This window comes from Romboutsia sp. LXY-2 (genome assembly GCF_056171995.1).
The window spans coordinates 1-24,661 of record NZ_JBKFGI010000024.1 but is presented as its reverse complement, the minus strand read 5'-3'; the positions used below and the strand labels follow the sequence as shown (position 1 = coordinate 24,661).

Here is a 24,661-nt window from a genome sequence, read left to right as displayed (position 1 = left end):
TAGCAAAGAGGATACACCTGTTCCCATTCCGAACACAGAAGTTAAGCTCTTTAGCGCCGATGGTACTTGGGGGGCAACCTCCTGGGAGAGTAGGACGTAGCCACGTAATCTTTTTTTTATGCAAAAAATTAAATAAAAATTTAAGTTGGAATTTACAAAATATAACAATAGAGATATACTTAATAATGCTAGAACAATTAATTGTATATGTAACAATAAAATATAATAAAATCATAGACTAGGGGGGAATTATGAATATAGCTGTTGTTGGGGTTAACCACAACATAACCCCAATTGAAATAAGAGAGAGCGTAGCTTTTACGGACACAAAAAAAATAGAAGCTATAAATTGTTTGCTAGATAAAGATATTAATGAAGTTATTATACTATCTACATGTAACAGAAGTGAAATATACATACAAGCAGAGGATATTGATAAAAAATTAGAAGAAGTGAAAGACTTTTATGAAGAGTTTTTTAATAATCCTAATATAAAAGAGTACCTTTTCTCTAAAATTAACAAAGAAGCTGTAGATCATCTTTTTAGAGTTACAGCAGGACTGGACTCTATAGTTTTAGGTGAAGATCAAATACTAGGACAAGTAAAAGATGCTCATCAGTTTGCGATGAATATTGGATCAAGTAAGAAAATATTCAATAAGTTATTTAGAGATGCGATAACAACATCAAAAGAAATAAAAAACAGGACAAAGATATCACAGCAACCTTTATCTATAAGTTATATAGGAATAAAGTTTTTAAAAGAAAAAATTGGAACGCTAAAAGATAAAAGAGTTCTTGTAATAGGTATTGGAAAAATGAGTATGTTAGCAATGAATCATTTGGAAGAAGAAAATGTTAAAACTATATATGTATCTAATCGTAGTCGTGATAAGTTTAACAAAATACAAGAACAGTATAAAAATATTGTGCCTATAAAGTATGAAGATAGATATAGTGTACTCAATGATGTAGATATAGTAATTAGTGCTACTGCATCACCTCATCTAGTAGTAAAATACAAAGATATACCTAAAATAGAGCATAAACTTTATATGATGGATATAGCTCTTCCGAGGGATATTGATCCAAAAATAAATGAAATTGAAAATATAGAACTATACGACATAGACGATTTAAAAGAAATACAAGATAAAAATGATAAAAAAAGGAAAGAACTGGCTAGTATTGGGTATGAAATTATAGAAGAAAAGTCTGATGAATTTATACAGTGGCTAGACTCAATAGTTATAGATTCTACTATACAATCTCTAAATGATAAGTGCCTAGAAATTAGAGAAGACACTCTAGATTACATATTTAGGAAAATTAATGTTTCTGCAAGGGAAGAAAAAATAATTGATAAAATGATGACATCAGCTTTAAAAAGAGTTATTAGAGAACCTATAATAAATCTAAAGCAAGTTAAAGACAAAGGTAAGAGGGAAGAATATATAAAATTAATAGAAGAGTTATTTGAAATCTAATATTAGGAGGAAAAACAAATGAAAAATGAAAAATCAAAAGCAATATATGAAGATGCAATTAAATATATACCAGGTGGCGTAAATAGTCCAGTGAGAGCTTTTAAATCAGTTGGATTAGATCCGATTTTTATAGATAGAGCAGAAGGTAGTAGAATCTATGATGTAGATGGAAATGAATTTATAGATTACATATGTTCATGGGGACCATTAATGCTAGGTCATAGTCCAAAGGAAATAGTAGAAGGAATAGAAGAGATCGTTAAAAGAGGTACTAGTTATGGTGTACCAACGGCTATTGAAGTAGATATGGCTAAATTAATAGTAGAAGCTTATCCTGCAATAGATCAAGTTCGTATGGTTAACTCTGGTACAGAAGCAACAATGAGTGCATTAAGAGTAGCTAGAGCTTATACAAGAAGAAACAAGATATTAAAATTTGAAGGATGTTATCACGGTCATTCTGATGCACTATTAGTTAAATCAGGGTCAGGTACAATTACATATGGAGTTCCAACAAGTCCTGGAGTACCAGAGGACGTAGTTAAAGATACGCTAGTATCTAGATATAATGATTTAGATGCATTAAGAGAAATATTTAAAACTCAAGGTCATGAAATAGCGGCTGTAATAGTTGAAACTGTAGCAGGGAATATGGGTGTAGTTTCAGGAACACAAGAGTTTTTACAGTTACTAAGAGATATAACTAAAGAATATGGAGCAGTATTAATCTTTGATGAAGTAATTACAGGATTTAGATTAAATTATAGTAGTTCTGTTGGATACTTTGGTATAGAACCTGATATGGCATGCTTCGGTAAAATAATAGGAGCAGGACTTCCTGTAGGTGCTTATGGAGGTAAGAAGGAAATAATGGATATGGTATCTCCAGTAGGACCTGTTTATCAAGCTGGAACTTTATCTGGGAACCCACTAGCTATGTATATGGGGAAAAAGAATTTAGAAATATTAAGAGATAATCCAAATATTTATACTGAATTAGAAGAAAAAGCTATAAAGCTAGAAGAAGGACTTAAAAATAATATTAAAAAATTAGGACTAGATTATACAATAAATCGAGCTGGTTCACTAGTTTGTTTATTCTTTGCAAAAGGTCCAATAAACAATTATGATGATGTTACTAAATGTGATGTACCTAAATTTAACAAATACTTTGAGGAATTACTAAAAAGAGGTGTTTTACTAGCCCCAACTCAATTTGAAGCTATGTTCTTATCTAATGCACATACAATGGAAGATATAGAATATACAATAAATGCAAGTTATGAGGCATTAAAAATAGCTCATAATCTGTAAAAATAAATAAAATAGTAGTTTTAATTGCCAAAATAATATAAACTTTAAAGGATATTATCTATAATGTATAGAATTAGATTTTACATAGTATTCTTTAGGGTGAGGCAATTAGATTAAAAATAATACCTAGCCCTTTGGGCTAGGTAAAATATTTTCTGCCCAAAGAAAGGAGAATAAATGAAAGCATTAGAAATGAATTTATTAGAAAGTATATCAAAAAATATAAGTCCACTAAATGAATCTTCTATGAATCAAGCTAGACAAAGATTAGACAGACTTATAAAACCTCAAGGTAGTCTTGGTAAAATGGAAGATATTTGTGTGCAATTAGCAGGAATTTACGAGAGTAAATATTTTGATATGGAAAAGAAAGCTATTATTGCTTTTGCAGGAGATCATGGTGTGTATGAAGAAGGTGTTGCTCCAGACCCTCAAAATATAACAGTACTTCAATTTCCAAACTTTGCAAAAGGGATATGCGGTGTAGGTACAATATCTAAATTTGTTGGAGCTGATGTTGTAGCGGTAGATGTAGGAATTAATAGTGATGAAAAATTAGAAGGCGTTATAGACAGAAAGATAAGAAAGAGTACTTCTAATATGGCTAAAGGACCTGCCATGACTAGAGAAGAAGCAATAAGATGTCTAGAGATAGGTATAGAAATTACAGAGGAATACATAAATAAGGGCTATAAGCTTATAGGTATTGGAGAAATGGGAATAGGAAATACAACTCCAAGTACAGCTATTATATCTGTTATAGGAGGATGTGATCCTGAAGAGATAACTGGTATAGGAGCTGGACTTAAAAAAGAAAGATTAAAACATAAATCTGATACAATAAGAAAAGCTATAGAATTAAATAATCCAGACCCAGAAGATGGAATAGATGTATTATCAAAGGTTGGTGGATTTGAGATAGGAGCTATGGCAGGGGTAATATTAGCTTGTAGTGCTAATAAAATACCTGTAGTTATAGATGGATTTATATCTTATGCAGCAGCATTACTTGCATACAAAATAAACCCGATGACTAGAGATTTCATGATAGCATCTCATACATCTGCAGAAGTAGGAGCTAATAAGGCATTAGGAATTCTTGGATTAAATCCTGTCTTAAATATGGATATGAGGCTAGGAGAAGGTAGTGGTGCAGCATTAGCATTTAATATAATTGAAGCGTCAAATTTTACATATAAGAATATGGCAACATTCGATGAAATAGACATGGGAAGATAAAGGAGACCGAATATGAGCAAAATTATTCTAGTTACAGGTGGAGCTAGGTCAGGAAAAAGTAGTTTTGCAGAGCAACTTTGCATAGACAGAAATAACGATACAGCTTATATAGCAACATCTATACCATTTGATGATGAAATGAAAGATAGAGTAAAAAAGCATAAGGAAAGTAGACCTCAAAGCTGGAAAACATATGAGATTTACAAAGATATTTACTCTATAATTAAAGATGTTAATCAAAAGCATAATACAGTCATATTAGATTGTGTTACTTTATTAGTTAATAACCTTATGTTTACATATGGAATTGATATAGATAATTGTAATACGAATCAAATTAATGAATTAGAGTTCTACATAAAAGACCAGATGAATAAACTACTTAATGAGGTTAAGAACACTAATCTGTATTTTGTTATTGTTACCAATGAATTAGGAATGGGTGTGGTACCTGATAACAAGCTTAGTAGAGTATACGCTGATATAGTAGGTAGAATAAATCAACAAATATCAAAAGAAAGTGATGAGGTATACTTTGTAGTTAGTGGAATACCTATGAAAATAAAGGGATAGCATATGAAAAGATTTATATCAATATTACAATTTATGACTAGAATACCTATAAACATGGATACAGGGTTTGATGAAGAGTTTCATAAGACGCTATATTATTTTCCGCTAGTAGGATTTGTTTTAGGTATAATAACATTTTTAATAGGCATAGTATCAACTAAATTATTTGATCCATTTATTGCTTCTATAATAATTACATTAGCAAGTGTAATTTTAACTGGAGGGCTTCATATTGATGGTCTAGGTGATACTTTTGATGCACTTTATAGTTATAGAGATAAAGAAAAAATGTTAGAAATAATGAAAGATTCAAGATTGGGTACAAACTCACTATTAGCGATAATGTTTTTAATATTACTTAAAGTAGGGTTTATAAACAGTTTAATAATCAATGAATCATTATGGCTTATAGTATTTATGCCTGTAATAGCTAGATTAGGAGTACTTACGATAACTTATAAAACAAAAACTCCTAGAGAAAAAGGTATGGGAAACTTATTCATAGGAAAATGTACAATGAACATGATTGTTGTAGGGACTACATATACAGTATTATTAATAATAGCTATTAGTAAATTTATATTTTTGGCGCAAAGTATTGCCATTATAAAAATAATCAGTTCAATAGTTATAGTATTTTTATTTATAAACTTATTTAAGAAACATGTTTATAAAAAAATAGATGGAGTTACTGGAGATATATTAGGATGCACCATAGAACTTTCTGAAGTATTATATCTAGTATATATTTATTTACTAATAAGATAATAAAAAAGCCTTAAAAGAGGTGATGAAATGACTAAATTGATTTTAGTAAGACATGCAGTGACTAAAGATAATGAGCAAAGTAGATTATCAGGTCATATAGACAGCGTATTAAGTGAAGAAGGCAAAAAACAGGTAAGAAAACTTACTAATTACCTAGAAAAACAAAAAATAGACAAAATTTTTGCAACAACTTCAAAAAGAACAAAGGATACTGTAGAACCTTTGGCTAATATAAAGAATATAGGAATAATAGAAAGAGAAACATTAAAAGAAATTAGCTTTGGAGATTTCGAAGGAATAACATTTGAAGAAATACAAAATAATCACCGTGATGAATTTGATAAGATGATAAACCAAGGATATGAATATAAATATCCAAATGGAGAAAGTTTAATTGAATCTTATTATAGAGTGAGTAAGGAAATAGAAAAGATAATTAGTGAAAATGATAATGAAACTATATTAATTTGTTCTCATGGAGGAACTATCAGGAATATAATTTCTTATTTGATATCAAATAGCTATGAATATCATTGGAACTTTAAAATTGATAATGCTTCTGTTACAATGATAGAGGTAGAAAATAGATTTGCAGTAATAAACATGATGAATAATAAAAATTTCGTTTAGATAATAAAATTGAATATTAGATTAATTTAGGTTTTACACTTCTAATTTTAGCAATGAAATAAAAAATATTTCAAAAAGTAAATCATTTAAGGAGTGTGAATTTAAAAGGGAAAAAGGTGAGAAGCCTTTGCAGCCCCCGCTACTGTAAAACGGACGAAACTATTAAATAAAGCCACTGTCTTTTGATGGGAAGGAATAGGAGTAGGATGAAGTTGAGCCAGGATACCTGCCTAATTTAATTTTGTGATGAGATCTTCGGGGTGAGAGATTTTTATTTATATATATATGTTTATTTATTAATAAAAGTCCTATCTCACTAGAGTTAGGGCTTTTTTGTGTATTAAGATTGGATATAAGTATATTGGTATTTGAGATATATAAGGAGAGTAAGGAAATAGATATATAAATTATATATTGATAAGGATGTGAATTTATGGGGAAAAAAATAATGCTTATGGGCACGGCATCTAATGTTGGAAAAAGTGTTTTAGTAGCTGGACTATGTAGAATATTTAAGCAAGATGGAAATAAGGTAGCGCCTTTTAAATCTCAAAATATGGCACTAAATTCCTTTATTACGAAGGAAGGTTTAGAAATGGGAAGAGCTCAAGTTTTTCAAGCAGAAGCCGCAGGAATTGAACCAACTGCAAAAATGAACCCTATATTACTAAAACCATCTGGAAATCACAGATGCCAAGTTATTGTAAATGGTAAAGTAAGAGAAGATATGTCATCAACACAGTATCATGATTACAAACCAAAGGTTGTAAACATATTAAAAGAAACTTTTGAAGAATTAAGTAGTGAATATGATGTTGTAGTAATGGAAGGTGCAGGTAGTTGTGCTGAGATAAATCTCAAAGAGAGAGATGTTGCCAACATGGGAATGGCACAAATAGCTGATGCTCCCGTTATTATAATTGGAGATATAGATAGAGGTGGAGTATTTGCGTCATTAGCAGGTACCATGCTTTTATTAGATGAAGAAGAAAGAAAAAGAGTTAAAGGTGTAATTATAAATAAATTTAGAGGAAGAAAAGAGCTTTTAGGAGACGGAATAAAAATGCTTGAGGAAATTATAAAAGTACCTGTTTTAGGGGTAGTTCCTTATAGTGATGTGAAGATAGAAGATGAGGATAGTGTAACAACTAGATTTAAAAATAAAATGGAGAATAAGGATATTAACATAGAAATAATAAGAACACCGCATATGTCTAACTTTACTGATTTTAACATATTTGAAACACAAGAAGATGTTAGTTTAAGATATGTAAACTATGGTGAAGCTTTAGGAAATCCTGACATAGTAATACTTCCAGGAAGCAAAAGTACAATAGATGATTTAAAGTACTTAAGGGAAAGTGGCCTAGAATCACAATTAAAAGAATTACATAAAAGAGGTAAGTTAATATTTGGTATTTGTGGCGGATATCAAATGTTAGGCAAAAAACTAAAAGACCCATACCATGTAGAAGGCGAAACTGAAGAAATAGACGGTATAGGACTTTTAGATATAGAAACTATATTTGAATTAGAAAAGACAACTACTCAAGTAGAAGCCACAATAAATAGTGGATTATGTGGATATCTAAAAGGACTAGAAGGTAAAAAAGTAACCGGATATGAGATACATATGGGGATAACTTCTAGAGGTAAAAAGATTAATAGTTTAAACACTATAGATAAAAAACTAGGCGAAGAAGTTAATTATACAGAAGGTAGTGTTAATGAATACGGTAATGTAGTAGGAACATATCTTCATGGAATATTTGATGAAATAGATTTTACTAGAGAATTACTAAATAATATTAGAGAAGCTAAAAACTTAGAAAGATTAGATAGCAAAGTTACATCTTTTATGGAGTTTAAGGAAAAAGAGTACGATAAGTTAGCTGACTTATTAAGAGAACATTTAGATATAGAAAAAATCTACGAGATTATGGGTTAGGTGATACATATGAAGAAAATATTAATAGCAGGAACTAGTAGTGGAGTAGGTAAAACTACTATATCTTTAGGAATAATGCAGGCACTTACAAAAAGACAAATGAAGGTTCAACCTTTTAAGGTAGGCCCTGATTATATAGACCCTTCTTATCATACATTTATAACTAAAAGATACTCAAGAAATTTGGATTCTTATATGTTAGATGATGAAAAAGTAAAATACATAGTTAATAGAGCCTCTAAGGATGCTGATATAAGTGTTATTGAAGGTGTTATGGGACTATATGATGGTTTTGGTATAGAATTAGATGATTGTACAAGTTCACACACATCTAAAATATTAAATGCACCAGTAATACTAGTTATAAACGGAAAGGCTATGGCGGCATCAGCAGCAGCAATGGTATTGGGATATAAAGAAATTGATAAAAATCTTAATCTTAAAGGTGTAATAGTAAACAATGTTAGAACTAAAGGACATTATGAAATAATAAAAAGTGCAATAGAAAAATATTGTGATGTTGAAGTACTTGGATACTTCCCTCCTAACGATGAGTTTTCTTTAGACTCAAGACATTTAGGATTAGTTCCAAGTATAGAACTAGATGCTTTAAAAAATAAGTTTAATAATCTAGCTTCTGAAATAGAAAAATACATAGATATTGATAGAATAATAGAAATATCAGAAACAGAAGAAATAGAAAATAGCTTTGATATAGATAGCTTTATTAACAAAAATAAAGTAGAAAATAAGTCGATTGCAATAGCATATGATAAAGCTTTTAACTTCTACTACAGAGAGAATATAGAGTTATTAGAAGATTTAGGATTAGAAGTAAAATACTTTAGTCCTCTTGAAGATAAAGAAGTTCCAAAGGCAGACTATATTTATATAGGTGGAGGATTCCCTGAAATCTTCGGAGAAAAGATACAAAACAATGAAACTATGAGAAAGTCTATAATGGAAGCTCATAAAAATAACATTCCTATTTATGCAGAGTGTGGTGGACTTATGTATCTTGGAGAAAAATTGGAAGACCAAGATAAGAAAGAATACGACATGGTTGGAATATTCAAAGGTATAAGTAAGATGACATCTTCGCTAAAAAGATTTGGATATTGCTATGGCGTAGCAAAAGAAGATACTATCTTATCTAAAAAAGGTGAAATAATAAAAGGTCATGAATTCCATCACTCAGTATTTGAAAGTGAAGAAAATTGTGCTTATGCTATGAAAAAAGAAAGAAAAGACATAGTAGTTGATGAGTGGGATGGAGGATATAGTAAAGGAAATACTTTAGCATCTTACTTACATACGCATTTTTACAACAACTTAAATTGTGTAGAGAATTACTTAAGCAAGGGTATGGAAGGAAATAATTAATATGAATATATTATCTATTTATATAGGATACATTATAGATTTAATAGTTGGAGATCCGTATTCTTTTCCTCATCCAGTTAGGTATATTGGGAAGCTTATAAAAATAACTGAAAATAACATAAGGAAAATAGCTAAAAGTGATAAAGGCTTAAAAATAGGCGGATTTTTTCTTTGGTTTATCACAGTAGGAATTACTTATTTAATAACTTATGGAGTTGTAAAGCTAAGTAGTTTTAATGAAATAGTATTTATATTAGTAAACTCTTTTATTATTTACACTACATTAGCTACAAAATGTTTAAAAGATGAGGCAGTAAAAATATATAATGTTTTAAAAACAGGAGATTTAGAGAAATCTAGAATCCAATTATCTTATATAGTAGGACGAGACACTACTAATTTAAGTAAGCAAGAAATAATAAGAGCTACAGTAGAGACAGTTGCCGAAAATACAGTAGATGGAATAATTGCGCCTATGTTTTATGCTTTTATAGGTGGAGCGCCACTTGCAATGGCATATAAGGCAATCAATACTTTAGACTCTACAGTTGGATACAAAAATGATAAGTATATGAATTTAGGATTTGCATCAGCGAAAATTGATGATATTGCTAATTATATACCTGCAAGAATATCTGTAATTCTTATGACATTAGGAAGTATGATATTAGGATATGACTACAAAAAATGTTTTAACATTTCTATAAGAGATAGAAAAAACCATAAAAGTCCAAATTGTGCTTATCCTGAAGGCGCAGTCGCGGGAGCTTTAGGAGTTCAACTTGGAGGAACTAATATATACTTTGGAAAAGCAGTTTATAAGCCTACTATAGGTGATAAAAATAGAGAAATAGAAAAAGACGATATAGTTAAGACAAACAGAATAATGTATGCTACTTCAATTACATCTATGGTAGTATTCACATTAATATTTACAACATTATTCTAACAAAGGAGGATGTAGATGAAGGATTTAGGACATGGAGCTAACGTCAGTGCTATAGCACAAAAATATAAAATAAACCCTAAAGACATAATAGATTTTAGTTCTAATATAAACCCAAAAGCAATCCCTGGATTAGAAAAGTACATCCTAGAAGGATTAAAGGAATGTAGCTCTTATCCAGATATAAATTATTTTAACCTAAGAAAAAATATCTCGGATTATATTAACATTGACCCTAGTTTTATAATACCTGGCAATGGAGCAACAGAAATAATCTACCTTATGATGAAAAGTATAGGAAAAAGATTAGCCATCTTAAATCCTACATTTTCAGAGTACGAAAGAAGTGCAAGATTAAATAATTTAGAAGTGATTAATCTTGACTTAGATAAAAATAATAACTTTGAAATAGATATAAATAGCATAAAAGAAAACATAAATAAATTTGACAGTTTATTTGTATGTAATCCTAACAATCCAAATGGGAAAGTAAAGGATTTAGAAGAATTATTAGAAATAATGGTAAGCAACAATAAATTATTAATTGTAGATGAAACCTTTATGGAATTTGTAGAACTTGAAGAAAAATACAGCTTAATTAAGTATGTAGATAAATATAATAATTTATTCATACTTAAAGCCGTTACAAAGTTCTTTGGATTACCTGGCTTAAGACTAGGATATGGAGTCACAAGTAATAAAAATATAATAGAAAATATTTATAAATATAAGGAGCCTTGGACTATAAACTCTTTTGCAGATAATTTATCTAATTATATTTTTAAAGACAAAGATTATATAAAAAGTAGTAAAGAGTATTACGTGAAAGAAAGAGAATATATGCTAAACGCCCTAAAAGAAATAAATTCTATTAAGGTATATGACACAGACACAAACTTTGTACTAATTCAATTAAAACAAAATACTTCTAATGAGATAAAAAATAGGTTACTAGAAGAAGGTAAGATTCTTATAAGAGATGCTTCTAACTTTATAGGTTTGGATGACAGCTTTATAAGAGTAGCTATAAAATCTCATGAAGAAAATGAAAAGCTTATAAAATATATGAAGAATTTTTTAGGTAATTAATAATGAAAGCCTATGGAATTTGCCCAGCATCTTGTGGAGAGTTTGTACAAGGTATATTAGACAAGGAAGAGTATTTGTGTTCATATGCAATAGACTTATATTCAAAGGCGATTGTAGAAGAAAAATTAGAAGATGTACAAAGAGGACCTTATAAATCTAGAATGGCAATAAAGTCTGTTTTTAAAAGATTTGGAATACCAGTAAGAGAGTGTAGAAATATATCTTTACAAATTAATAGTGATATACCTGTAGGTAAGGGGATGGCAAGTTCCACGGCAGATATAGGTGCAACTATAAAAGCCACACTGTCACTAATAAATAAGAGTCTATCTAATGAAGATATAGCAAAGTTGGCAGCTAAAATAGAACCTACTGATTCTATATATTTAGATAAAAATAGTATTTTTAACCCTATAACAGGAGAAACAATAAAATCTCTAGGAAATATAGAAAATGGAAAAGTAATAATACTAGAGCCCAAAAAGACTTTAAGTACAAAACGAATAAGAAGCATTCCTGATTATAACGAAAGAAAAATAAGAAATAAAGAGACTATAAAAGAAGCTTTTGAATTGTTAGAACAAGGAATAACAAAGAATGACTTAAATCTTATTGGAAGGGCAGCTACCCTTAGTAGTTTGGCAAATGAAAATATACACAAAAAGTATCAATTAAATAAAATAATAGAAATATCTAATTCCTATGGTGCCTATGGTGTAAATATAGCACATAGTGGTACAGTAGTTGGAATTATTATTGATAGAGATATGAATGAAAAAAGATTATTAGAGTTATTATACGATGCTAAAATAAATTCTTTTTATAACAAAATATACGCTTCAGATATTATTGATGGAGGCCTTAGGGGGAAATAAGATGGAATACATTAAAAATCCTATGATGATAGAAAGTAAAAGCTTTGAAATGATACAGGATATAATTGATGAAATAAGACCAGGATATAAATTTAAAAATGAAATAGAAGAAAAAATAATTAAGCGTTCAATCCATACTACAGCAGATTTTGAATACCTAGATATATTAAAAATCTCAGAAACTGTAGTTGAAAATATTATAGATGCTTTAAAAAATAATGCGACTATATATACAGATACAAATATGGCACTTAGTGGAATTAACAAAAAAAGATTAGATGCATTAGGCTGCAAATACAAATGCTTAGTAGCAGATGAAGAAACTGCCAACCTTGCAAAAGAAAAATGTATAACTCGCTCTATGGCCGCTGTAGAAATAGCAGCAAGAGAAGAAGGTAGAAAAATATTTGTACTTGGTAATGCTCCAACTGCTTTATACAAAGTTATGGAAATGGAAACATCTAAAAAACTTAAGGTAGATGCAGTAATAGGTGTTCCTGTAGGATTTGTGGGAGCAGCAGAGTCTAAGGATGAACTAGAAAAAACCAACTTACCATATATAATATCAAAAGGTAGAAAAGGCGGAAGTAACTTAGCTGCAGCAATAGTTAATGCTATCTTATATGCTATGTAGGTAAACATATGGAAGAGTACGTATATATTGATGGAAAAAAATATAGAAGAGGATATACAACTGGGTCTTGTGCAGCTGCGGCATCAAAGGCGGCTACAGCAATGCTGTTTGCTAAAGAAAGAATTGAAAATATTAATATAGATACACCAAAAGGAATACCACTAAGCTTAGAGGTTAAAAACATCACAATATGTAATGACTATACAATATGTTCTATAGAAAAAGATGGTGGCGATGATATAGATGCAACCCATACTATGGATATATTCGCTAAAGCTGAGTTTATTGATCGAGTTGATGAAGAGGATATTATAGTATCTGGAGGTATAGGAGTAGGAACTGTAACTAAAAAAGGCTTAAGTGTAGAAGTTGGTAAGCCTGCTATTAACCCTGTACCCATGAAGATGATACATAAGGAAGTAAGAAATATAATAGGAGATGACTTTAAGAATAATATAGGTCAAAATAAATCTATTAAAATAACTATTTCTGCTCCAAAGGGAGAAGAAATAGCAAAAAAAACCTTTAATCCCAGACTTGGTATAGTTGGTGGAATATCCATATTGGGAACTACAGGAATAGTAGAGCCTATGAGTGATGAAGGATGGAAAAAGTCACTATCGATAGAATTAGAAATGAAGAAAGCTCAAGGTTTAGACAAAATAATATTAGTTCCAGGAAATCATGGAGAAGTATTTATAAAAGAAGAACTAGGGCTTGATATGAAGTATGTAGTAAGAACTAGCAACTTTATAGGTTACATGCTTAAAGAAGCTCAGAGAATAGGATATAAAAAAATACTTATGGCAGGTCATATTGGAAAATATGTAAAGATATCTGCAGGTATATTTAATACTCATAGTAAGGTTGCAGATGCTAGAAATGAAATATTGATAGCAAATTTAGCAATGATGAAAGCACCATATGAGTTTTTGAAAGAAATAAGCAATTGTGTAACCGCTGAAGGTGCAGTTGAGATTATTAATAAAAGTGAATATATAGGACTTTACAATATATTAAGTAATAAGTGTAAATACAAAATAGATGAATACTTATTAGATGAAGAAATGCAAGTTGAGGTTATGATGTTCTCTATGGACAAGGTTCTACTTGGAAAGTCAGATAGTGCAGATTCTTTGGTGGAGGTATTTAGATGATAAACATAATAGGACTAGGTCCAGGGAATGAAGATTACATAACTAAAATGGGAGAAAAACTAATTCTTTCTTCAGAGGTATTAATAGGAGGAAAAAGAAATTTGGAATCTATTAATGACTTTGAAGGTGAAAAAATAGAGCTATCTTCTAATTTAAAAGAAATTCTAGAATATATCAGAGAAAATAGTCATAAACAGATATCTATTGTTGCATCAGGAGATCCATCTATATATGGAATAGCAAGATATCTAAGTAAAAATATTGACAGGAAAAAGCTAAACATTGTATCAGGTATTAGTTCTTTACAATATATTTTTTCTAAAATATATGTTGATATGAATGACTTATATATTACTAGCAGCCATGGTAAGGTGCCTGATTTTGATTATATACTTTCTCATAAGAAGGTATGTATGGTTACAGATAGCAACATAGGACCTCATGAAATATGCAAAGAAATAGAAAGTAGAAATCTAAAAAAGACTATTATTGTAGGGGAAAATCTTTCTTATGAAAATGAAAAAATAACAATAGGAAGCCCCGAAGGTATATTAAAAATAGAAAAATTTGATATGAATGTTGTGGTGATATTAGATGAGGAATAGTGAGTTTATTACTGGGAAGGTTCCTATTACTAAGGAAGAAGTAAGAGCAATATCAATAAATAAGCTTGATTTAGTAAATTCTAAGAGATTTATAGATGTTGGAGCAGGAACAGGAAGTGTGAGTATTGAAGCTGCATATCACTATCCTAATATATCTGTTACATCAGTAGAGAAGAATGATGATGCTATAAATCTAATAAATCAAAATATAGAAAAATTTAAACTTAAAAATATTGAAGTAATAAGAGGATATGCACCTGTAGATATTAATGAAAAAGTAGATGCAATTTTTCTTGGTGGTACAGGAAATAACTTAGAAGAGATAATATTATGGTCTAAGAAACTATTAGTTCCAGGTGGAAGACTAGTTGCGAATTTCATTATAGTTGATACGTTTAATGAAACTCTGAAATTGTTAAGAAAAAATAACTTTATAAATATAGATGTAAGTGTTCTAAATGTTTCTAAGTTAGAAAAACTGGGTAAAGGTGAGTATTTCAAACCTCTAAACCCGATTTATATAATATCATGTGAAAAAGGGGAAGAAGAACTATGATGGGTAAAGTACATTTTGTAGGTGCAGGACCAGGAGATAAAGAACTAATAACACTAAAGGGGTATAAGCTTTTAAGTAGTGCAGATGTAGTAATATATGCAGGTTCATTAGTTAACCCAGAATTATTAGATTATTGTAAAGAAGGATGTGAAATACACAACAGTGCACATATGGATTTACAACAAATAATTGATGTTATGGAAAAAGGAATCAAAGAGAATAAGTCTGTTGTAAGATTACAGACAGGTGATTTCTCTATATATGGATCAATAAGAGAGCAAGTAGAAGATTTACATAAATTGAATATTGGTTATGATTGCACTCCAGGTGTAAGTTCTTTTTTAGGAGCAGCGTCTGCATTAGGCGTAGAGTACACGGTTCCAGAAATATCACAAAGTGTAGTTATAACTAGGATGGAAGGAAGAACTCCGGTGCCACCAAAGGAATCTATAGAATCTTTTGCAGCGCATCAAACTTCAATGGTAATATTTTTATCAGTTCAAGAAATAGAAAAAGTTGTAGCTAAATTAGTTGAAGGTGGATATCCAAAAACTACACCAATAGCAGTAGTATATAAAGCTACTTGGGCAGATGAAAAAGTAGTAAAAGGAACATTAGAAGACATAGCAGATAAAGTAAAAGAAAATAACATTAATAAGACTGCATTAATAATGGTTGGCGAGTTCTTAGGTAAAGAGTACAACAACTCTAAACTATATGATAAGGACTTTAAACATGAGTATAGATTCTAAGATTGCAATATTATGTATAACAGAAAATGGCCAAAAGTTAGGTATAAAGATACAAGAAGCTTTAGATGATGGTCATATCTATTATATAAAAAATAATAATAACCTAACAAATAATGAAGAAAATGCTATAGAAGACAGAAAAAATACTATTCATCAAAATGATAAAAAAAATATCGAAGAATCAATAGCTATTAATAAACAAGCTAATGTTCAGAGAATTAATAGCAGAGTAAAAACTTTTGTAGGTGAGATATTTGATAAATATGATTATATAATTTTTATTATGGCTACAGGTATAGTAGTAAGGAGTATAGCTGATTTTATAAGTAGTAAATTTTCTGATCCAGCTATTTTAGTAGTTGATGAGCAAGGAAAAAATATTATTAGCTTATTAAGTGGACATATGGGTGGAGCTAATGAAATGACTTTATATATTAGTAAACTTATAAATGCCAACCCTGTAATAACTACAGCAACTGATGTAAATAAAAAGTCAGCTTTAGATATTATAGCTAAAAAGTTAGATGGTCATATTGATAATTTTAGAGATAATGTTAAAGAAATAAACTCTATGTTAGTAAACAATAAACCTGTTGGCTTGTACATTGATGGAGATTATGACATAGATACTAGAGGATTTGAAGTATTAGATAATTCAAAGAGTCTAAGCAAGCTATATGAAGGTAATAAAAGTATAATTGATAAATTTAAAAAGATTGTTGTTATTAGCAATAAAAAAGAGATTGTACATATTAACCAAGATATAAATAAAGAAAAGTTTATAAAGCTAGTACCTAAAGACATAGTTATAGGTATTGGTTGCAGAAAAAATATTGATAGTTTGGAGCTTCAAAATGCTTTTATAGATTTTTTAAATAGTAATAACATAGATATAAAATCTATAAAAGAAATAGGAAGCATTGAAATAAAGAAACATGAAAAAGCCATTATAGATTTGGGCAAATATTTAAAGGTACCATTCAAAACTATTTCTGTAAGTGAAATATGTGAAGTAGACTATTTATTTGATAAATCTGATTGGGTGAAGCAAAATGTAGGTGTTTATTCAGTTGCAGAACCAGTGGCATACATATTAAGTAATAGAAATTTAATAATACAAAAACAAAAATACAAGGGAATAACATTCTCTGTTGGGAGATTGAAAATATGATATATGTTATAGGTATTGGACCAGGAAGTAAAGAACTTATGACCCTACAAGCAATACAAGCAATAGAAGATGCTGAAGTTATTGTAGGATATAAAACTTATATAAATTTAATAAAAGAGTTTATAGAAGGAAAGTGTGTTGTTCAAAATGGAATGAGACAAGAAATAGATAGATGTAAGGAAGCTGTAGAAATAGCTAAGTCTGGTAAAAAGGTTGCTGTAATAAGTAGTGGAGATGCAGGTATATATGGAATGGCAGGGCTTATTTTAGAATTAACTTCAAAAGAAGAACAAGAAATACCTGTAAAAGTAGTTCCAGGAGTTACAGCAAGTATAGGTGCAGCAGCAATATTAGGTGCTCCAATAATGCATGATTTTTGCCATATAAGCTTAAGCGACTTATTAACTCCATGGGATGTTATTGAAAAAAGATTAAGATTGGCAGCAGAAGCTGATTTCGTAGTTTGTTTATACAACCCTAGAAGTAAAGGGAGAAGTGAACATTTAGCTAAGGCTTTTGAAATAATGGGTGAGTTTAAAGATAAGAGTACACCTGTTGGAATAGTAAAAGATGTTGGAAGAGAAAATGAAAATAAATTTATATGTACATTTGAAACTATGGATTTTGAAAGAGTAGATATGACTACTATGGTTGTTATAGGTAATAAATCTACTTTTATTCATGAGGATCTAATGATAACACCAAGAGGTTACACTGTATGATTTTAGTTTTAGGAGGAACATCTGATAGTATAGAAATATGCAAAGAATTAAGTAAGCATAATAATGTGGACTATGTTCTTTCTGTAACTACTGAATATGGAAAAGAGATTGCTACAAAATACACTGAGAATATTGTATTAGGGAAATTAAGTAAAGAAGATATGCTAGATTTCATTATAGAAAATAATATTAATAAAATAATAGATGCAACTCATCCTTATGCAGTAGAAGTATCTAAAAATGCTATTGAATGTTCAAACATAAGTAAGGTAGATTATGTAAGGTTTGAGAGAAAGTCTTTAATAGAAGAAATAGACTATGAGAATAAATATATAGTCAGCAGTATTGATGAGGCTTGTCGTATTGCAAACAAAATAGGTAAGAACATATTTATAGGAACAGGAAGTAAAAACCTAGATCAATACATTGATAAGATGAGTAATAAAAATCTTGTTGCTAGGGTGCTACCTACTAGTGAAGTGATTCAAGCTTGTGAACAACTTGGATTAAATGGTGATAACATAATAGCTATGAAAGGTCCCTATAGCCAAAGTATGAATGAAGAAACATACAAACAATACAATGTCGATGTAGTAATTACGAAAGAAAGTGGAGTGGCTGGTGGTTTTTTAGAAAAAGTAATAGCATGTAAATCACTAAACATTCCTGTAATAATAATAAAAAGGCAATTAATGAATTACCCAACTGTGATTAATGATACAGAAAAAATAATTGATATGATATAAATTTAACTATAGGAGAGCAAAGTTATGAAAAAGGCAGTTTTAGTAGTAAGCTTTGGAACAAGCTATGAAGAAACTAGAAAAAAGACAATAGAAGCATGCGAAAATAAAATAAAAGCTAATTTAAAAGAGTATGATTTTTATAGAGCATATACATCAAACATGATAATAAGAAAGATAAAGAAGAGAGACAATATAACAATCGAAAATCCTATAGAGGCATTAGATAGACTTCACGAGGAAGGTTATGAGGAAGTTATAGTACAAACACTTCATATTATCTGTGGAGAAGAATTTAATAAATTAAAAGAACAAGTAGAGAGTTATCAATCAAAGTTTAAAAAGATTATATTAGGAAGACCGCTACTTACATACATAGAAGACTATAAAGAAACCGTAAAGGCAATTGAATATCAAATTCCTGAAATGAAAAAAGATGAAGCTGTTGTATTTATGGGACATGGTACTTTCCATGAATCTCACTCTGCATACCCTGCATTAGAATATGTTCTGAGAGATAATGGGATAAATGCTTATGTAGGTACAGTAGAAGGATATCCAGAAATAGAACATGTTATTAAAAGGTTAAAGGAAGATAATATAAAAACTATTAACTTAATGCCTTTTATGTTGGTTGCAGGAGATCATGCAATAAACGATATGGCAGGAGATGAAGAAGATTCTTGGAAGACAATACTTGAAGAACATAACTTTAATATAAAAATTCATCTAAAAGGCTTAGGAGAAAATCCTTATATACAAGATAAGTTTGTTAGTCATACTATTGATTGTATAGAAAAAGTAAAACAACTAGAGGCAATATGCTAATACATAGATTGGGGGAAAATTAAAATGGCAAAATTTTATGGAATAGGAACAGGACCTGGTGATAGTTCTTTACTTACTATAAAAGCGGTGAATACATTAAAAAACTTAGATATATTATATACACCAGAATCTAAAAAAGGTGGAGAAAGTTTAGCTTTAAGTATAGTTAGTGAATACCTTCCAGATAGTTTAGATATAAAAACGAGACACTTCCCTATGAATTTTAATGATGGTGAGAAAATAATTGCTTGGAACCAAATAGCAGAAGAAATCGTAAATGATGTTAAAGAAGGGCGTAATGTTGGATTTGTTACATTAGGAGATCCGATGATATATAGTACTTATGTGTATATCATGGAGCGATTAATAAGTAGTATAGAGGTAGAAACAATACCAGGAATATCATCTTTTTCAAATATTGCATCTAACCAAAATTTCCCGTTAGTTATGGATAGAGAGCCTCTGATAATAATACCATGTACAATGGAAGAAGAAAAAATAGACTATGCACTAGAGAACTATAGTTCAATAGTTTTAATGAAAGTGTACAAGAACTTTAAAGAAATAATACAAAAGCTAGAAAGAAATAACTTACTAGACAGTGCTATACTAGTGAGTAACTCTTCTCAAGAAGGAGAGGTTGTATATACTGATTTAAGAGATGTGCACTTAGAAGAAAAGATATCTTATTTCTCAACAATATTAGTAAATAAAGAAAATAATATAGAGAATAAAGTAGGATAGACAAGAAGATTAATCTAAAGGAGATTTAGTATGAAAGTAATAGTAGGAACGAGAGGTAGTAAGCTGGCTCTTATTCAAACGAACTGGGTAATAAGTGAACTTAGTAAAAACTTTCCTGACGCTGATTTTGAAGTAAAGATAATCAAAACAAAAGGAGATTTAATACAAAATGTAGCCTTAGATAAAATAGGTGATAAGGGTCTATTTGTAAAAGAAATAGAACAACAACTTTTAGATAAAGAAATAGATATAGCAGTACATAGTATGAAAGATATGCCATCTACTTTGCCTGAGGGGCTTAAGTTTGCAAATATACCTAAAAGAGAAGATCCAAGAGATGTTTTAATATTAAGAGAAGGATATAAGCATTTAGATGAACTACCAAAAGGAGCTACTATTGGAACTGGAAGTAAAAGAAGAAAATATCAGTTATTAAAGTATAGACCTGACTTAAATATAGTTCCTATAAGGGGTAATATAGATACAAGAATAAGAAAAATAAAAGATGAAAATCTAGATGGAATAATACTAGCTGCATCAGGTATCTTAAGAGCTGGACTAAAAGAAAAAATAAGTTGCTATTTACCTATGGATATTATATTGCCAGCGCCTGCTCAAGGAGCATTAGCAATAGAAATAAGAAAAGATGATGAAGAAATAGAACAAATGATAAGTTGTATTAAGGATAAGGAAACTGAGATACAAGTTGAAGCAGAAAGAGGTTTCTTAGATGGAATACAAGGTAGTTGTCATATTCCTATAGGTGCTTATTGTAAAGTAAATGGGGAAAATATAAGTTTGGTAGGATTATTTGGTGATGAAGATGGAACTAAACTTGTAACAAAAATCATTGAAGGAAAGTCTAGCTGTGCTAGAGAAGTTGGACTAGAGCTATCGAAACTAATATTAAAGGAGTATGAGAACTATGAAGGGTAAAGTTTACTTGGTAGGTGCAGGACCTGGTGACTATAAGTTAATGACAATCAAAGGTCTGGAGTGTATAAAAAAATCAGATGTAATAATTTATGATAGACTTGCAAATGATCAATACCTAAAAGAAGCTAATCCTAACTGTGAATTTATATATGTAGGTAAGGCATCTAGCAACCACGCATTACCTCAAGATGAAATAAATGAGTTAATAGCTAAAAAGGCCAAAGAAGGAAAAATAGTTACAAGGTTAAAAGGTGGAGACCCCTATGTATTTGGTAGGGGAGGAGAAGAAGCTGAAATACTTGTAGATGAAAATATAGATTTTGAAGTCGTACCAGGAATAACATCTGCTATTGGGGGATTGTGCTATGCAGGTATACCTATAACTCATAGAGATCATGCATCTTCTTTCCATGTAATAACTGGTCACTTAAGAGATGATGATAGTGGAGAGCTTAACTGGAATGCACTAGCAAATAATAAAGGTACCCTTGTATTTTTAATGGGTATAAGTAACCTTAAAAAAATTAGCGATAATCTAATGAGAGAAGGTAAATCTAAGGATACACCAGTAGCACTTATTAGTTGGGCTACTAGAGCTAACCAAAGGGTAGTTACATCAACTTTAGCTGAAGTATATGAAACTGCTATAAAAGAAAAAGTTAAACCGCCTACACTTATTGTGGTTGGAAGCGTTGTAAACCTAAGAGAAAAGTTAAACTTCTTTGAGAAAAAGCCATTGTTTGGGAAGAATGTAATGGTAACTAGGACTAGACTTCAAAGTAGTAGTCTTGTAGAGAAAATAATTGACTTAGGTGGAAACCCTATAGAAGTACCTACAATAAAGATAGAAAAAATAGAGAACAATGCTTTACTAGAAAAAGAAATAGAAAATATAAAAGATTACTCATATTTAGTTTTAACTAGTAAAAATGCGGTTGAAATATTTTTTGATAAGTTAAAAGAAATGAAATTAGACTGTAGAGCACTAGCAAATATAAAAGTCTGTGCAGTTGGAACAGCTACGGCTAAGGCTATAGCTGATAGAGGTATAAATCCAGATATAGTACCTAAAAAATTTGTATCAGAGGAATTATTTGAAGAAATAAAGCCTAATTTAACTAGTGAAGATAAAATACTAATTCCAAGAGCAAAAAATGCTAGAGATTATCTAGTGGATAAGTTAAGTGAAATTTGTAGTGTTAGTGAAGTACATACATACGAAACTGTTATAGATAATGAAATGAAAGAAGAAATCTTAGAACTATTAGAAAATGAGTCTATTGATTATATAACTTTCGCAAGTTCATCATCAGCAAGTAACTTTGTAGAAATAATAGGTAAGGAGAATATAGATAAGTTAGATAATACAAAAATAATATCTATAGGACCTATAACGACCAACACTATAAAAGAATTAAAACTAGATTTACATAGAGAAGCTGAAGAAGCAACAATAAATTCAGTGGTTGAAGCTTTAATTAAATAATTTATAAAAATGCTAAAAATCCCACTGTTTAAGCTGGAGATTTATATATATTACCAAGGGGGAAACAATTATGTTAAGAAGACCAAGAAGATTAAGAGCTAATAAGGCAATAAGAAATTTAGTAAGAGAAACTAAATTAAACGTGGAAGATTTCATATATCCGCTATTCATCGTAGAAGGTGAAAATATAAAGAGAGAAATATCATCTTTACCAGATGTATACCATTTCTCTGTTGATATGTTAGAAGATGAGATAAAGGAATTAAAAGAATTAGGAATAGAGCATGTAATATTATTTGGTATACCTCATGACCATGAGAAAGATGCATGTGCTACACCGGGATTTGATGAAAATGGAATAATACAAAGAGCTATTAGAAAAATAAAAGAAATTGATAGTGAAATGAACGTAATAACAGACGTATGTATGTGTGAGTACACTAGCCATGGGCACTGTGGTATCTTAAATGATAATGGATATGTAAATAATGATAAAACATTAGAATACTTAGCTAAGATAGCTCTTAGTCATGTTAAGGCTGGAGCTGATATGGTTGCACCATCAGATATGATGGATGGCAGAATAAAAGCAATAAGAGAAGCTTTAGATAAAGAAAACTTTGAACATATAGCAATAATGTCGTACAGTGCTAAGTATTCATCTACTTTCTATGGACCATTTAGAGCTGCTGCTAATTCAGCACCTTCATTTGGAGATAGAAAAACATATCAAATGGACCCTGCAAATAGCAATGAAGCAATAATAGAATCAGAATTAGATGTAGCTGAAGGTGCAGATATACTTATGGTTAAGCCAGCATTATCTTATTTAGATGTAATAAGAAGAACAAAGGATACTTTTGATTTACCTCTTGCAGCTTATAATGTAAGTGGAGAATATGCTATGCTTAAATCAGCTGTGAAAAATGGAATATTAGGTGAAGGCGCTATATATGAATCAGTTATGTCTATTAAGAGAGCTGGAGCAGATATAATAATAACTTATTTTGCCAAAGAACTAGCAAAACAAATGAGAAATAAATAATATTTAATTAAAATAAAATTTTGCAACTAGTCTATTTTTATTTAAGGTATATATCTTATACATTAAGGTTAATTATAGATGATGTTGCAAAATTTTTATATTTATATAGAATAAAAGCGTAATAAATCACAATATAGCAAATACTTAGTAGTTAGGAGAGATTGAGATGTTATATCCAATAAATATAAAATTAGAGGATTTAGAAATAACTATTATTGGTGGAGGGGATGTAGCTTACAGAAAGTGCAGAAATTTTTTAGACTTTGGAAAAAAAGTAAAAGTTGTATCGAAAGAGTTTATAGATGAATTTTATGAGCTTAATGAAGATGTAGAGTTAATAGAAGACATTTATAAAGAAGAATACATACAGTCTAGTTTTATTGTTGTAGCGGCTACTAATGATAGAAAAATAAATGAAGAAATAGGAATATATTGTAGAAAGTATGGCAAACTAGTAAACGTAGTTGATAACATTGAATTATGTAATTACACAGTGCCATCTGTTATAAGAAGAGGTGATTTACTACTTAGTATTTCTACAGGTGGAAAAAGTCCGTCGCTATCATCTAAGATTAAAAAAGAATTAGAAGAAAAATATGATGATAATTATGAGGAGTATATTAATCTTTTAGGAAAGTGTAGAAGCAATATTATCAAAAATTATGATGATGCAAAAGAAAGAAAAAGAATACTTAATCAACTGGTAAATCTAAGCTTAGAAGAGTTAAGAAAAGTTGAAGAGAAGTATAAGTAATAATTTATGAAATAAAGTTTTAAAAAACTATTGACGATATAAAACAAAAATGATATATTATTACTTGTCCTTAAGAACGGGACATAAACAAAAGAAAAAACAATTTTCGAAAAGAGTTGACAAAGTTATACAACTTTGGTAAACTGAAGAAAGTTAGAAAATGAACTTTGAAAATTAAACAGTAGGTTAATTTATAGAATTTGAAACAACCAAACAAAGCCAGATATATAACAGTATCTGAGCCCGTTAAACTTTTATTTGAGAGTTTGATCCTGG

At 29.8% G+C, this 24,661-nt stretch carries 25 protein-coding genes, 1 rRNA gene and 1 riboswitch; all 26 genes read left to right on the top strand.

Translation table 11 applies throughout. From position 1 onward, the window contains the following. Positions 1-106: ribosomal RNA gene (rrf, locus tag ACI48P_RS21520) — 5S ribosomal RNA — on the top strand; the annotation flags it as partial. Positions 107-251: 145 nt separating this feature from the next. Continuing rightward, positions 252-1,487: a glutamyl-tRNA reductase gene (hemA, locus tag ACI48P_RS21515; RefSeq protein ID WP_475219472.1), complete on the top strand. Its 1,236-nt coding sequence runs from the start codon at positions 252-254 to the stop codon at positions 1,485-1,487. An 18-nt stretch (positions 1,488-1,505) separates the two neighbouring features. Then, entirely contained in the window at positions 1,506-2,801 is a 1,296-nt protein-coding gene (gene hemL / locus ACI48P_RS21510; RefSeq protein ID WP_475219470.1) for a glutamate-1-semialdehyde 2,1-aminomutase, read from the top strand. A 192-nt stretch (positions 2,802-2,993) separates the two neighbouring features. Then, a complete protein-coding gene (gene cobT, locus ACI48P_RS21505; protein WP_475219476.1) occupies positions 2,994-4,040 on the top strand; it encodes a nicotinate-nucleotide--dimethylbenzimidazole phosphoribosyltransferase in 1,047 nt (348 codons plus the stop codon). A 12-nt stretch (positions 4,041-4,052) separates the two neighbouring features. Further along, the gene (gene cobU, locus ACI48P_RS21500) at positions 4,053-4,613 is read left to right on the top strand and encodes a bifunctional adenosylcobinamide kinase/adenosylcobinamide-phosphate guanylyltransferase (protein WP_475219469.1); all 561 of its coding nucleotides are present in this window, start codon (positions 4,053-4,055) and stop codon (positions 4,611-4,613) included. Positions 4,614-4,616: 3 nt separating this feature from the next. Further along, positions 4,617-5,381, top strand: a complete 765-nt coding sequence (cobS, locus tag ACI48P_RS21495; protein ID WP_475219467.1) for an adenosylcobinamide-GDP ribazoletransferase — start codon at positions 4,617-4,619, stop codon at positions 5,379-5,381. A gap of 27 nt (positions 5,382-5,408) precedes the next feature. Further along, complete coding sequence (locus ACI48P_RS21490) at positions 5,409-6,011, top strand: histidine phosphatase family protein (protein WP_475219465.1); 603 nt, start codon at positions 5,409-5,411, stop codon at positions 6,009-6,011. 58 nt (positions 6,012-6,069) lie between these two features. Continuing rightward, positions 6,070-6,259, top strand: a riboswitch (cobalamin riboswitch). 185 nt (positions 6,260-6,444) lie between these two features. Continuing rightward, positions 6,445-7,959: a cobyric acid synthase gene (locus ACI48P_RS21485; protein ID WP_475219463.1), complete on the top strand. Its 1,515-nt coding sequence runs from the start codon at positions 6,445-6,447 to the stop codon at positions 7,957-7,959. Between the two features lie 9 nt (positions 7,960-7,968). After that, positions 7,969-9,342, top strand: a complete 1,374-nt coding sequence (locus ACI48P_RS21480) for a cobyrinate a,c-diamide synthase (protein WP_475219462.1) — start codon at positions 7,969-7,971, stop codon at positions 9,340-9,342. A 1-nt stretch (position 9,343) separates the two neighbouring features. After that, positions 9,344-10,291: an adenosylcobinamide-phosphate synthase CbiB gene (gene cbiB, locus ACI48P_RS21475; protein WP_475219460.1), complete on the top strand. Its 948-nt coding sequence runs from the start codon at positions 9,344-9,346 to the stop codon at positions 10,289-10,291. Between the two features lie 15 nt (positions 10,292-10,306). Next, positions 10,307-11,377 carry a threonine-phosphate decarboxylase CobD gene (gene cobD, locus ACI48P_RS21470; RefSeq protein ID WP_475219458.1) on the top strand — a complete coding sequence of 357 codons (1,071 nt, stop codon included), beginning with the start codon at positions 10,307-10,309 and terminating at the stop codon, positions 11,375-11,377. Between the two features lie 2 nt (positions 11,378-11,379). Next, positions 11,380-12,252: a GHMP family kinase ATP-binding protein gene (locus tag ACI48P_RS21465; protein WP_475219456.1), complete on the top strand. Its 873-nt coding sequence runs from the start codon at positions 11,380-11,382 to the stop codon at positions 12,250-12,252. 1 nt (position 12,253) lies between these two features. Continuing rightward, positions 12,254-12,886, top strand: coding sequence for a cobalt-precorrin-8 methylmutase (locus tag ACI48P_RS21460; protein ID WP_475219454.1), 633 nt, complete (start codon positions 12,254-12,256; stop codon positions 12,884-12,886). Between the two features lie 8 nt (positions 12,887-12,894). Continuing rightward, positions 12,895-14,043 (top strand): cobalt-precorrin-5B (C(1))-methyltransferase CbiD, encoded by a 1,149-nt coding sequence (gene cbiD / locus ACI48P_RS21455; protein WP_475219452.1) that lies wholly within the window; start codon positions 12,895-12,897, stop codon positions 14,041-14,043. Beyond that, the gene (locus ACI48P_RS21450) at positions 14,040-14,648 is read left to right on the top strand and encodes a cobalt-precorrin-7 (C(5))-methyltransferase (RefSeq protein ID WP_475219450.1); all 609 of its coding nucleotides are present in this window, start codon (positions 14,040-14,042) and stop codon (positions 14,646-14,648) included. The genes cbiD and ACI48P_RS21450 overlap by 4 nt, the downstream gene beginning before the upstream one ends. Next, entirely contained in the window at positions 14,638-15,204 is a 567-nt protein-coding gene (locus ACI48P_RS21445; protein WP_475219448.1) for a decarboxylating cobalt-precorrin-6B (C(15))-methyltransferase, read from the top strand. Before ACI48P_RS21450 ends, ACI48P_RS21445 begins: the two co-directional genes overlap by 11 nt. Then, the gene (locus ACI48P_RS21440) at positions 15,204-15,956 is read left to right on the top strand and encodes a cobalt-precorrin-4 methyltransferase (RefSeq protein ID WP_475219474.1); all 753 of its coding nucleotides are present in this window, start codon (positions 15,204-15,206) and stop codon (positions 15,954-15,956) included. The genes ACI48P_RS21445 and ACI48P_RS21440 overlap by 1 nt, the downstream gene beginning before the upstream one ends. Further along, the gene (cbiG, locus tag ACI48P_RS21435; protein WP_475219446.1) at positions 15,940-17,127 is read left to right on the top strand and encodes a cobalt-precorrin 5A hydrolase; all 1,188 of its coding nucleotides are present in this window, start codon (positions 15,940-15,942) and stop codon (positions 17,125-17,127) included. Before ACI48P_RS21440 ends, cbiG begins: the two co-directional genes overlap by 17 nt. Next, positions 17,124-17,849 (top strand): precorrin-3B C(17)-methyltransferase, encoded by a 726-nt coding sequence (gene cobJ / locus ACI48P_RS21430; RefSeq protein WP_475219444.1) that lies wholly within the window; start codon positions 17,124-17,126, stop codon positions 17,847-17,849. The genes cbiG and cobJ overlap by 4 nt, the downstream gene beginning before the upstream one ends. After that, the gene (gene cobK, locus ACI48P_RS21425; RefSeq protein ID WP_475219442.1) at positions 17,846-18,595 is read left to right on the top strand and encodes a precorrin-6A reductase; all 750 of its coding nucleotides are present in this window, start codon (positions 17,846-17,848) and stop codon (positions 18,593-18,595) included. The genes cobJ and cobK overlap by 4 nt, the downstream gene beginning before the upstream one ends. A 24-nt stretch (positions 18,596-18,619) precedes the next feature. After that, positions 18,620-19,420, top strand: a complete 801-nt coding sequence (locus ACI48P_RS21420) for a sirohydrochlorin cobaltochelatase (protein WP_475219441.1) — start codon at positions 18,620-18,622, stop codon at positions 19,418-19,420. A 24-nt stretch (positions 19,421-19,444) separates the two neighbouring features. Beyond that, positions 19,445-20,164: a cobalt-factor II C(20)-methyltransferase gene (locus tag ACI48P_RS21415; RefSeq protein ID WP_475219439.1), complete on the top strand. Its 720-nt coding sequence runs from the start codon at positions 19,445-19,447 to the stop codon at positions 20,162-20,164. A 30-nt stretch (positions 20,165-20,194) separates the two neighbouring features. After that, entirely contained in the window at positions 20,195-21,100 is a 906-nt protein-coding gene (hemC, locus tag ACI48P_RS21410; protein WP_475219437.1) for a hydroxymethylbilane synthase, read from the top strand. Next, a complete protein-coding gene (gene cobA, locus ACI48P_RS21405) occupies positions 21,090-22,586 on the top strand; it encodes a uroporphyrinogen-III C-methyltransferase (RefSeq protein WP_475219435.1) in 1,497 nt (498 codons plus the stop codon). Before hemC ends, cobA begins: the two co-directional genes overlap by 11 nt. Positions 22,587-22,656: 70 nt before the next feature. Next, on the top strand, positions 22,657-23,631 hold the full coding sequence (gene hemB, locus ACI48P_RS21400; RefSeq protein ID WP_475219433.1) for a porphobilinogen synthase: 975 nt from the start codon (positions 22,657-22,659) through the stop codon (positions 23,629-23,631). A gap of 166 nt (positions 23,632-23,797) precedes the next feature. After that, positions 23,798-24,385 (top strand): precorrin-2 dehydrogenase/sirohydrochlorin ferrochelatase family protein, encoded by a 588-nt coding sequence (locus ACI48P_RS21395; protein WP_475219431.1) that lies wholly within the window; start codon positions 23,798-23,800, stop codon positions 24,383-24,385. The last annotated feature ends 276 nt before the right edge of the window (positions 24,386-24,661 follow it).

Coding starts and splice junctions, on each gene's coding strand:
- ACI48P_RS21445 (WP_475219448.1), top strand. CDS start 14,638: ATGAGGAATAGTGAGTTTATTACTGGGAAGGTTCCTATTACTAAGGAA.
- cobS (WP_475219467.1), top strand. CDS start 4,617: ATGAAAAGATTTATATCAATATTACAATTTATGACTAGAATACCTATA.
- ACI48P_RS21415 (WP_475219439.1), top strand. CDS start 19,445: ATGGCAAAATTTTATGGAATAGGAACAGGACCTGGTGATAGTTCTTTA.
- hemA (WP_475219472.1), top strand. CDS start 252: ATGAATATAGCTGTTGTTGGGGTTAACCACAACATAACCCCAATTGAA.
- ACI48P_RS21465 (WP_475219456.1), top strand. CDS start 11,380: ATGAAAGCCTATGGAATTTGCCCAGCATCTTGTGGAGAGTTTGTACAA.
- ACI48P_RS21395 (WP_475219431.1), top strand. CDS start 23,798: ATGTTATATCCAATAAATATAAAATTAGAGGATTTAGAAATAACTATT.
- cobD (WP_475219458.1), top strand. CDS start 10,307: ATGAAGGATTTAGGACATGGAGCTAACGTCAGTGCTATAGCACAAAAA.
- cbiG (WP_475219446.1), top strand. CDS start 15,940: ATGAGTATAGATTCTAAGATTGCAATATTATGTATAACAGAAAATGGC.
- cobU (WP_475219469.1), top strand. CDS start 4,053: ATGAGCAAAATTATTCTAGTTACAGGTGGAGCTAGGTCAGGAAAAAGT.
- ACI48P_RS21450 (WP_475219450.1), top strand. CDS start 14,040: ATGATAAACATAATAGGACTAGGTCCAGGGAATGAAGATTACATAACT.
- ACI48P_RS21480 (WP_475219462.1), top strand. CDS start 7,969: ATGAAGAAAATATTAATAGCAGGAACTAGTAGTGGAGTAGGTAAAACT.
- cbiB (WP_475219460.1), top strand. CDS start 9,344: ATGAATATATTATCTATTTATATAGGATACATTATAGATTTAATAGTT.
- hemC (WP_475219437.1), top strand. CDS start 20,195: ATGAAAGTAATAGTAGGAACGAGAGGTAGTAAGCTGGCTCTTATTCAA.
- hemL (WP_475219470.1), top strand. CDS start 1,506: ATGAAAAATGAAAAATCAAAAGCAATATATGAAGATGCAATTAAATAT.
- ACI48P_RS21420 (WP_475219441.1), top strand. CDS start 18,620: ATGAAAAAGGCAGTTTTAGTAGTAAGCTTTGGAACAAGCTATGAAGAA.
- cbiD (WP_475219452.1), top strand. CDS start 12,895: ATGGAAGAGTACGTATATATTGATGGAAAAAAATATAGAAGAGGATAT.
- ACI48P_RS21440 (WP_475219474.1), top strand. CDS start 15,204: ATGGGTAAAGTACATTTTGTAGGTGCAGGACCAGGAGATAAAGAACTA.
- cobK (WP_475219442.1), top strand. CDS start 17,846: ATGATTTTAGTTTTAGGAGGAACATCTGATAGTATAGAAATATGCAAA.
- ACI48P_RS21460 (WP_475219454.1), top strand. CDS start 12,254: ATGGAATACATTAAAAATCCTATGATGATAGAAAGTAAAAGCTTTGAA.
- ACI48P_RS21485 (WP_475219463.1), top strand. CDS start 6,445: ATGGGGAAAAAAATAATGCTTATGGGCACGGCATCTAATGTTGGAAAA.
- ACI48P_RS21490 (WP_475219465.1), top strand. CDS start 5,409: ATGACTAAATTGATTTTAGTAAGACATGCAGTGACTAAAGATAATGAG.
- cobT (WP_475219476.1), top strand. CDS start 2,994: ATGAATTTATTAGAAAGTATATCAAAAAATATAAGTCCACTAAATGAA.
- cobJ (WP_475219444.1), top strand. CDS start 17,124: ATGATATATGTTATAGGTATTGGACCAGGAAGTAAAGAACTTATGACC.
- hemB (WP_475219433.1), top strand. CDS start 22,657: ATGTTAAGAAGACCAAGAAGATTAAGAGCTAATAAGGCAATAAGAAAT.
- cobA (WP_475219435.1), top strand. CDS start 21,090: ATGAAGGGTAAAGTTTACTTGGTAGGTGCAGGACCTGGTGACTATAAG.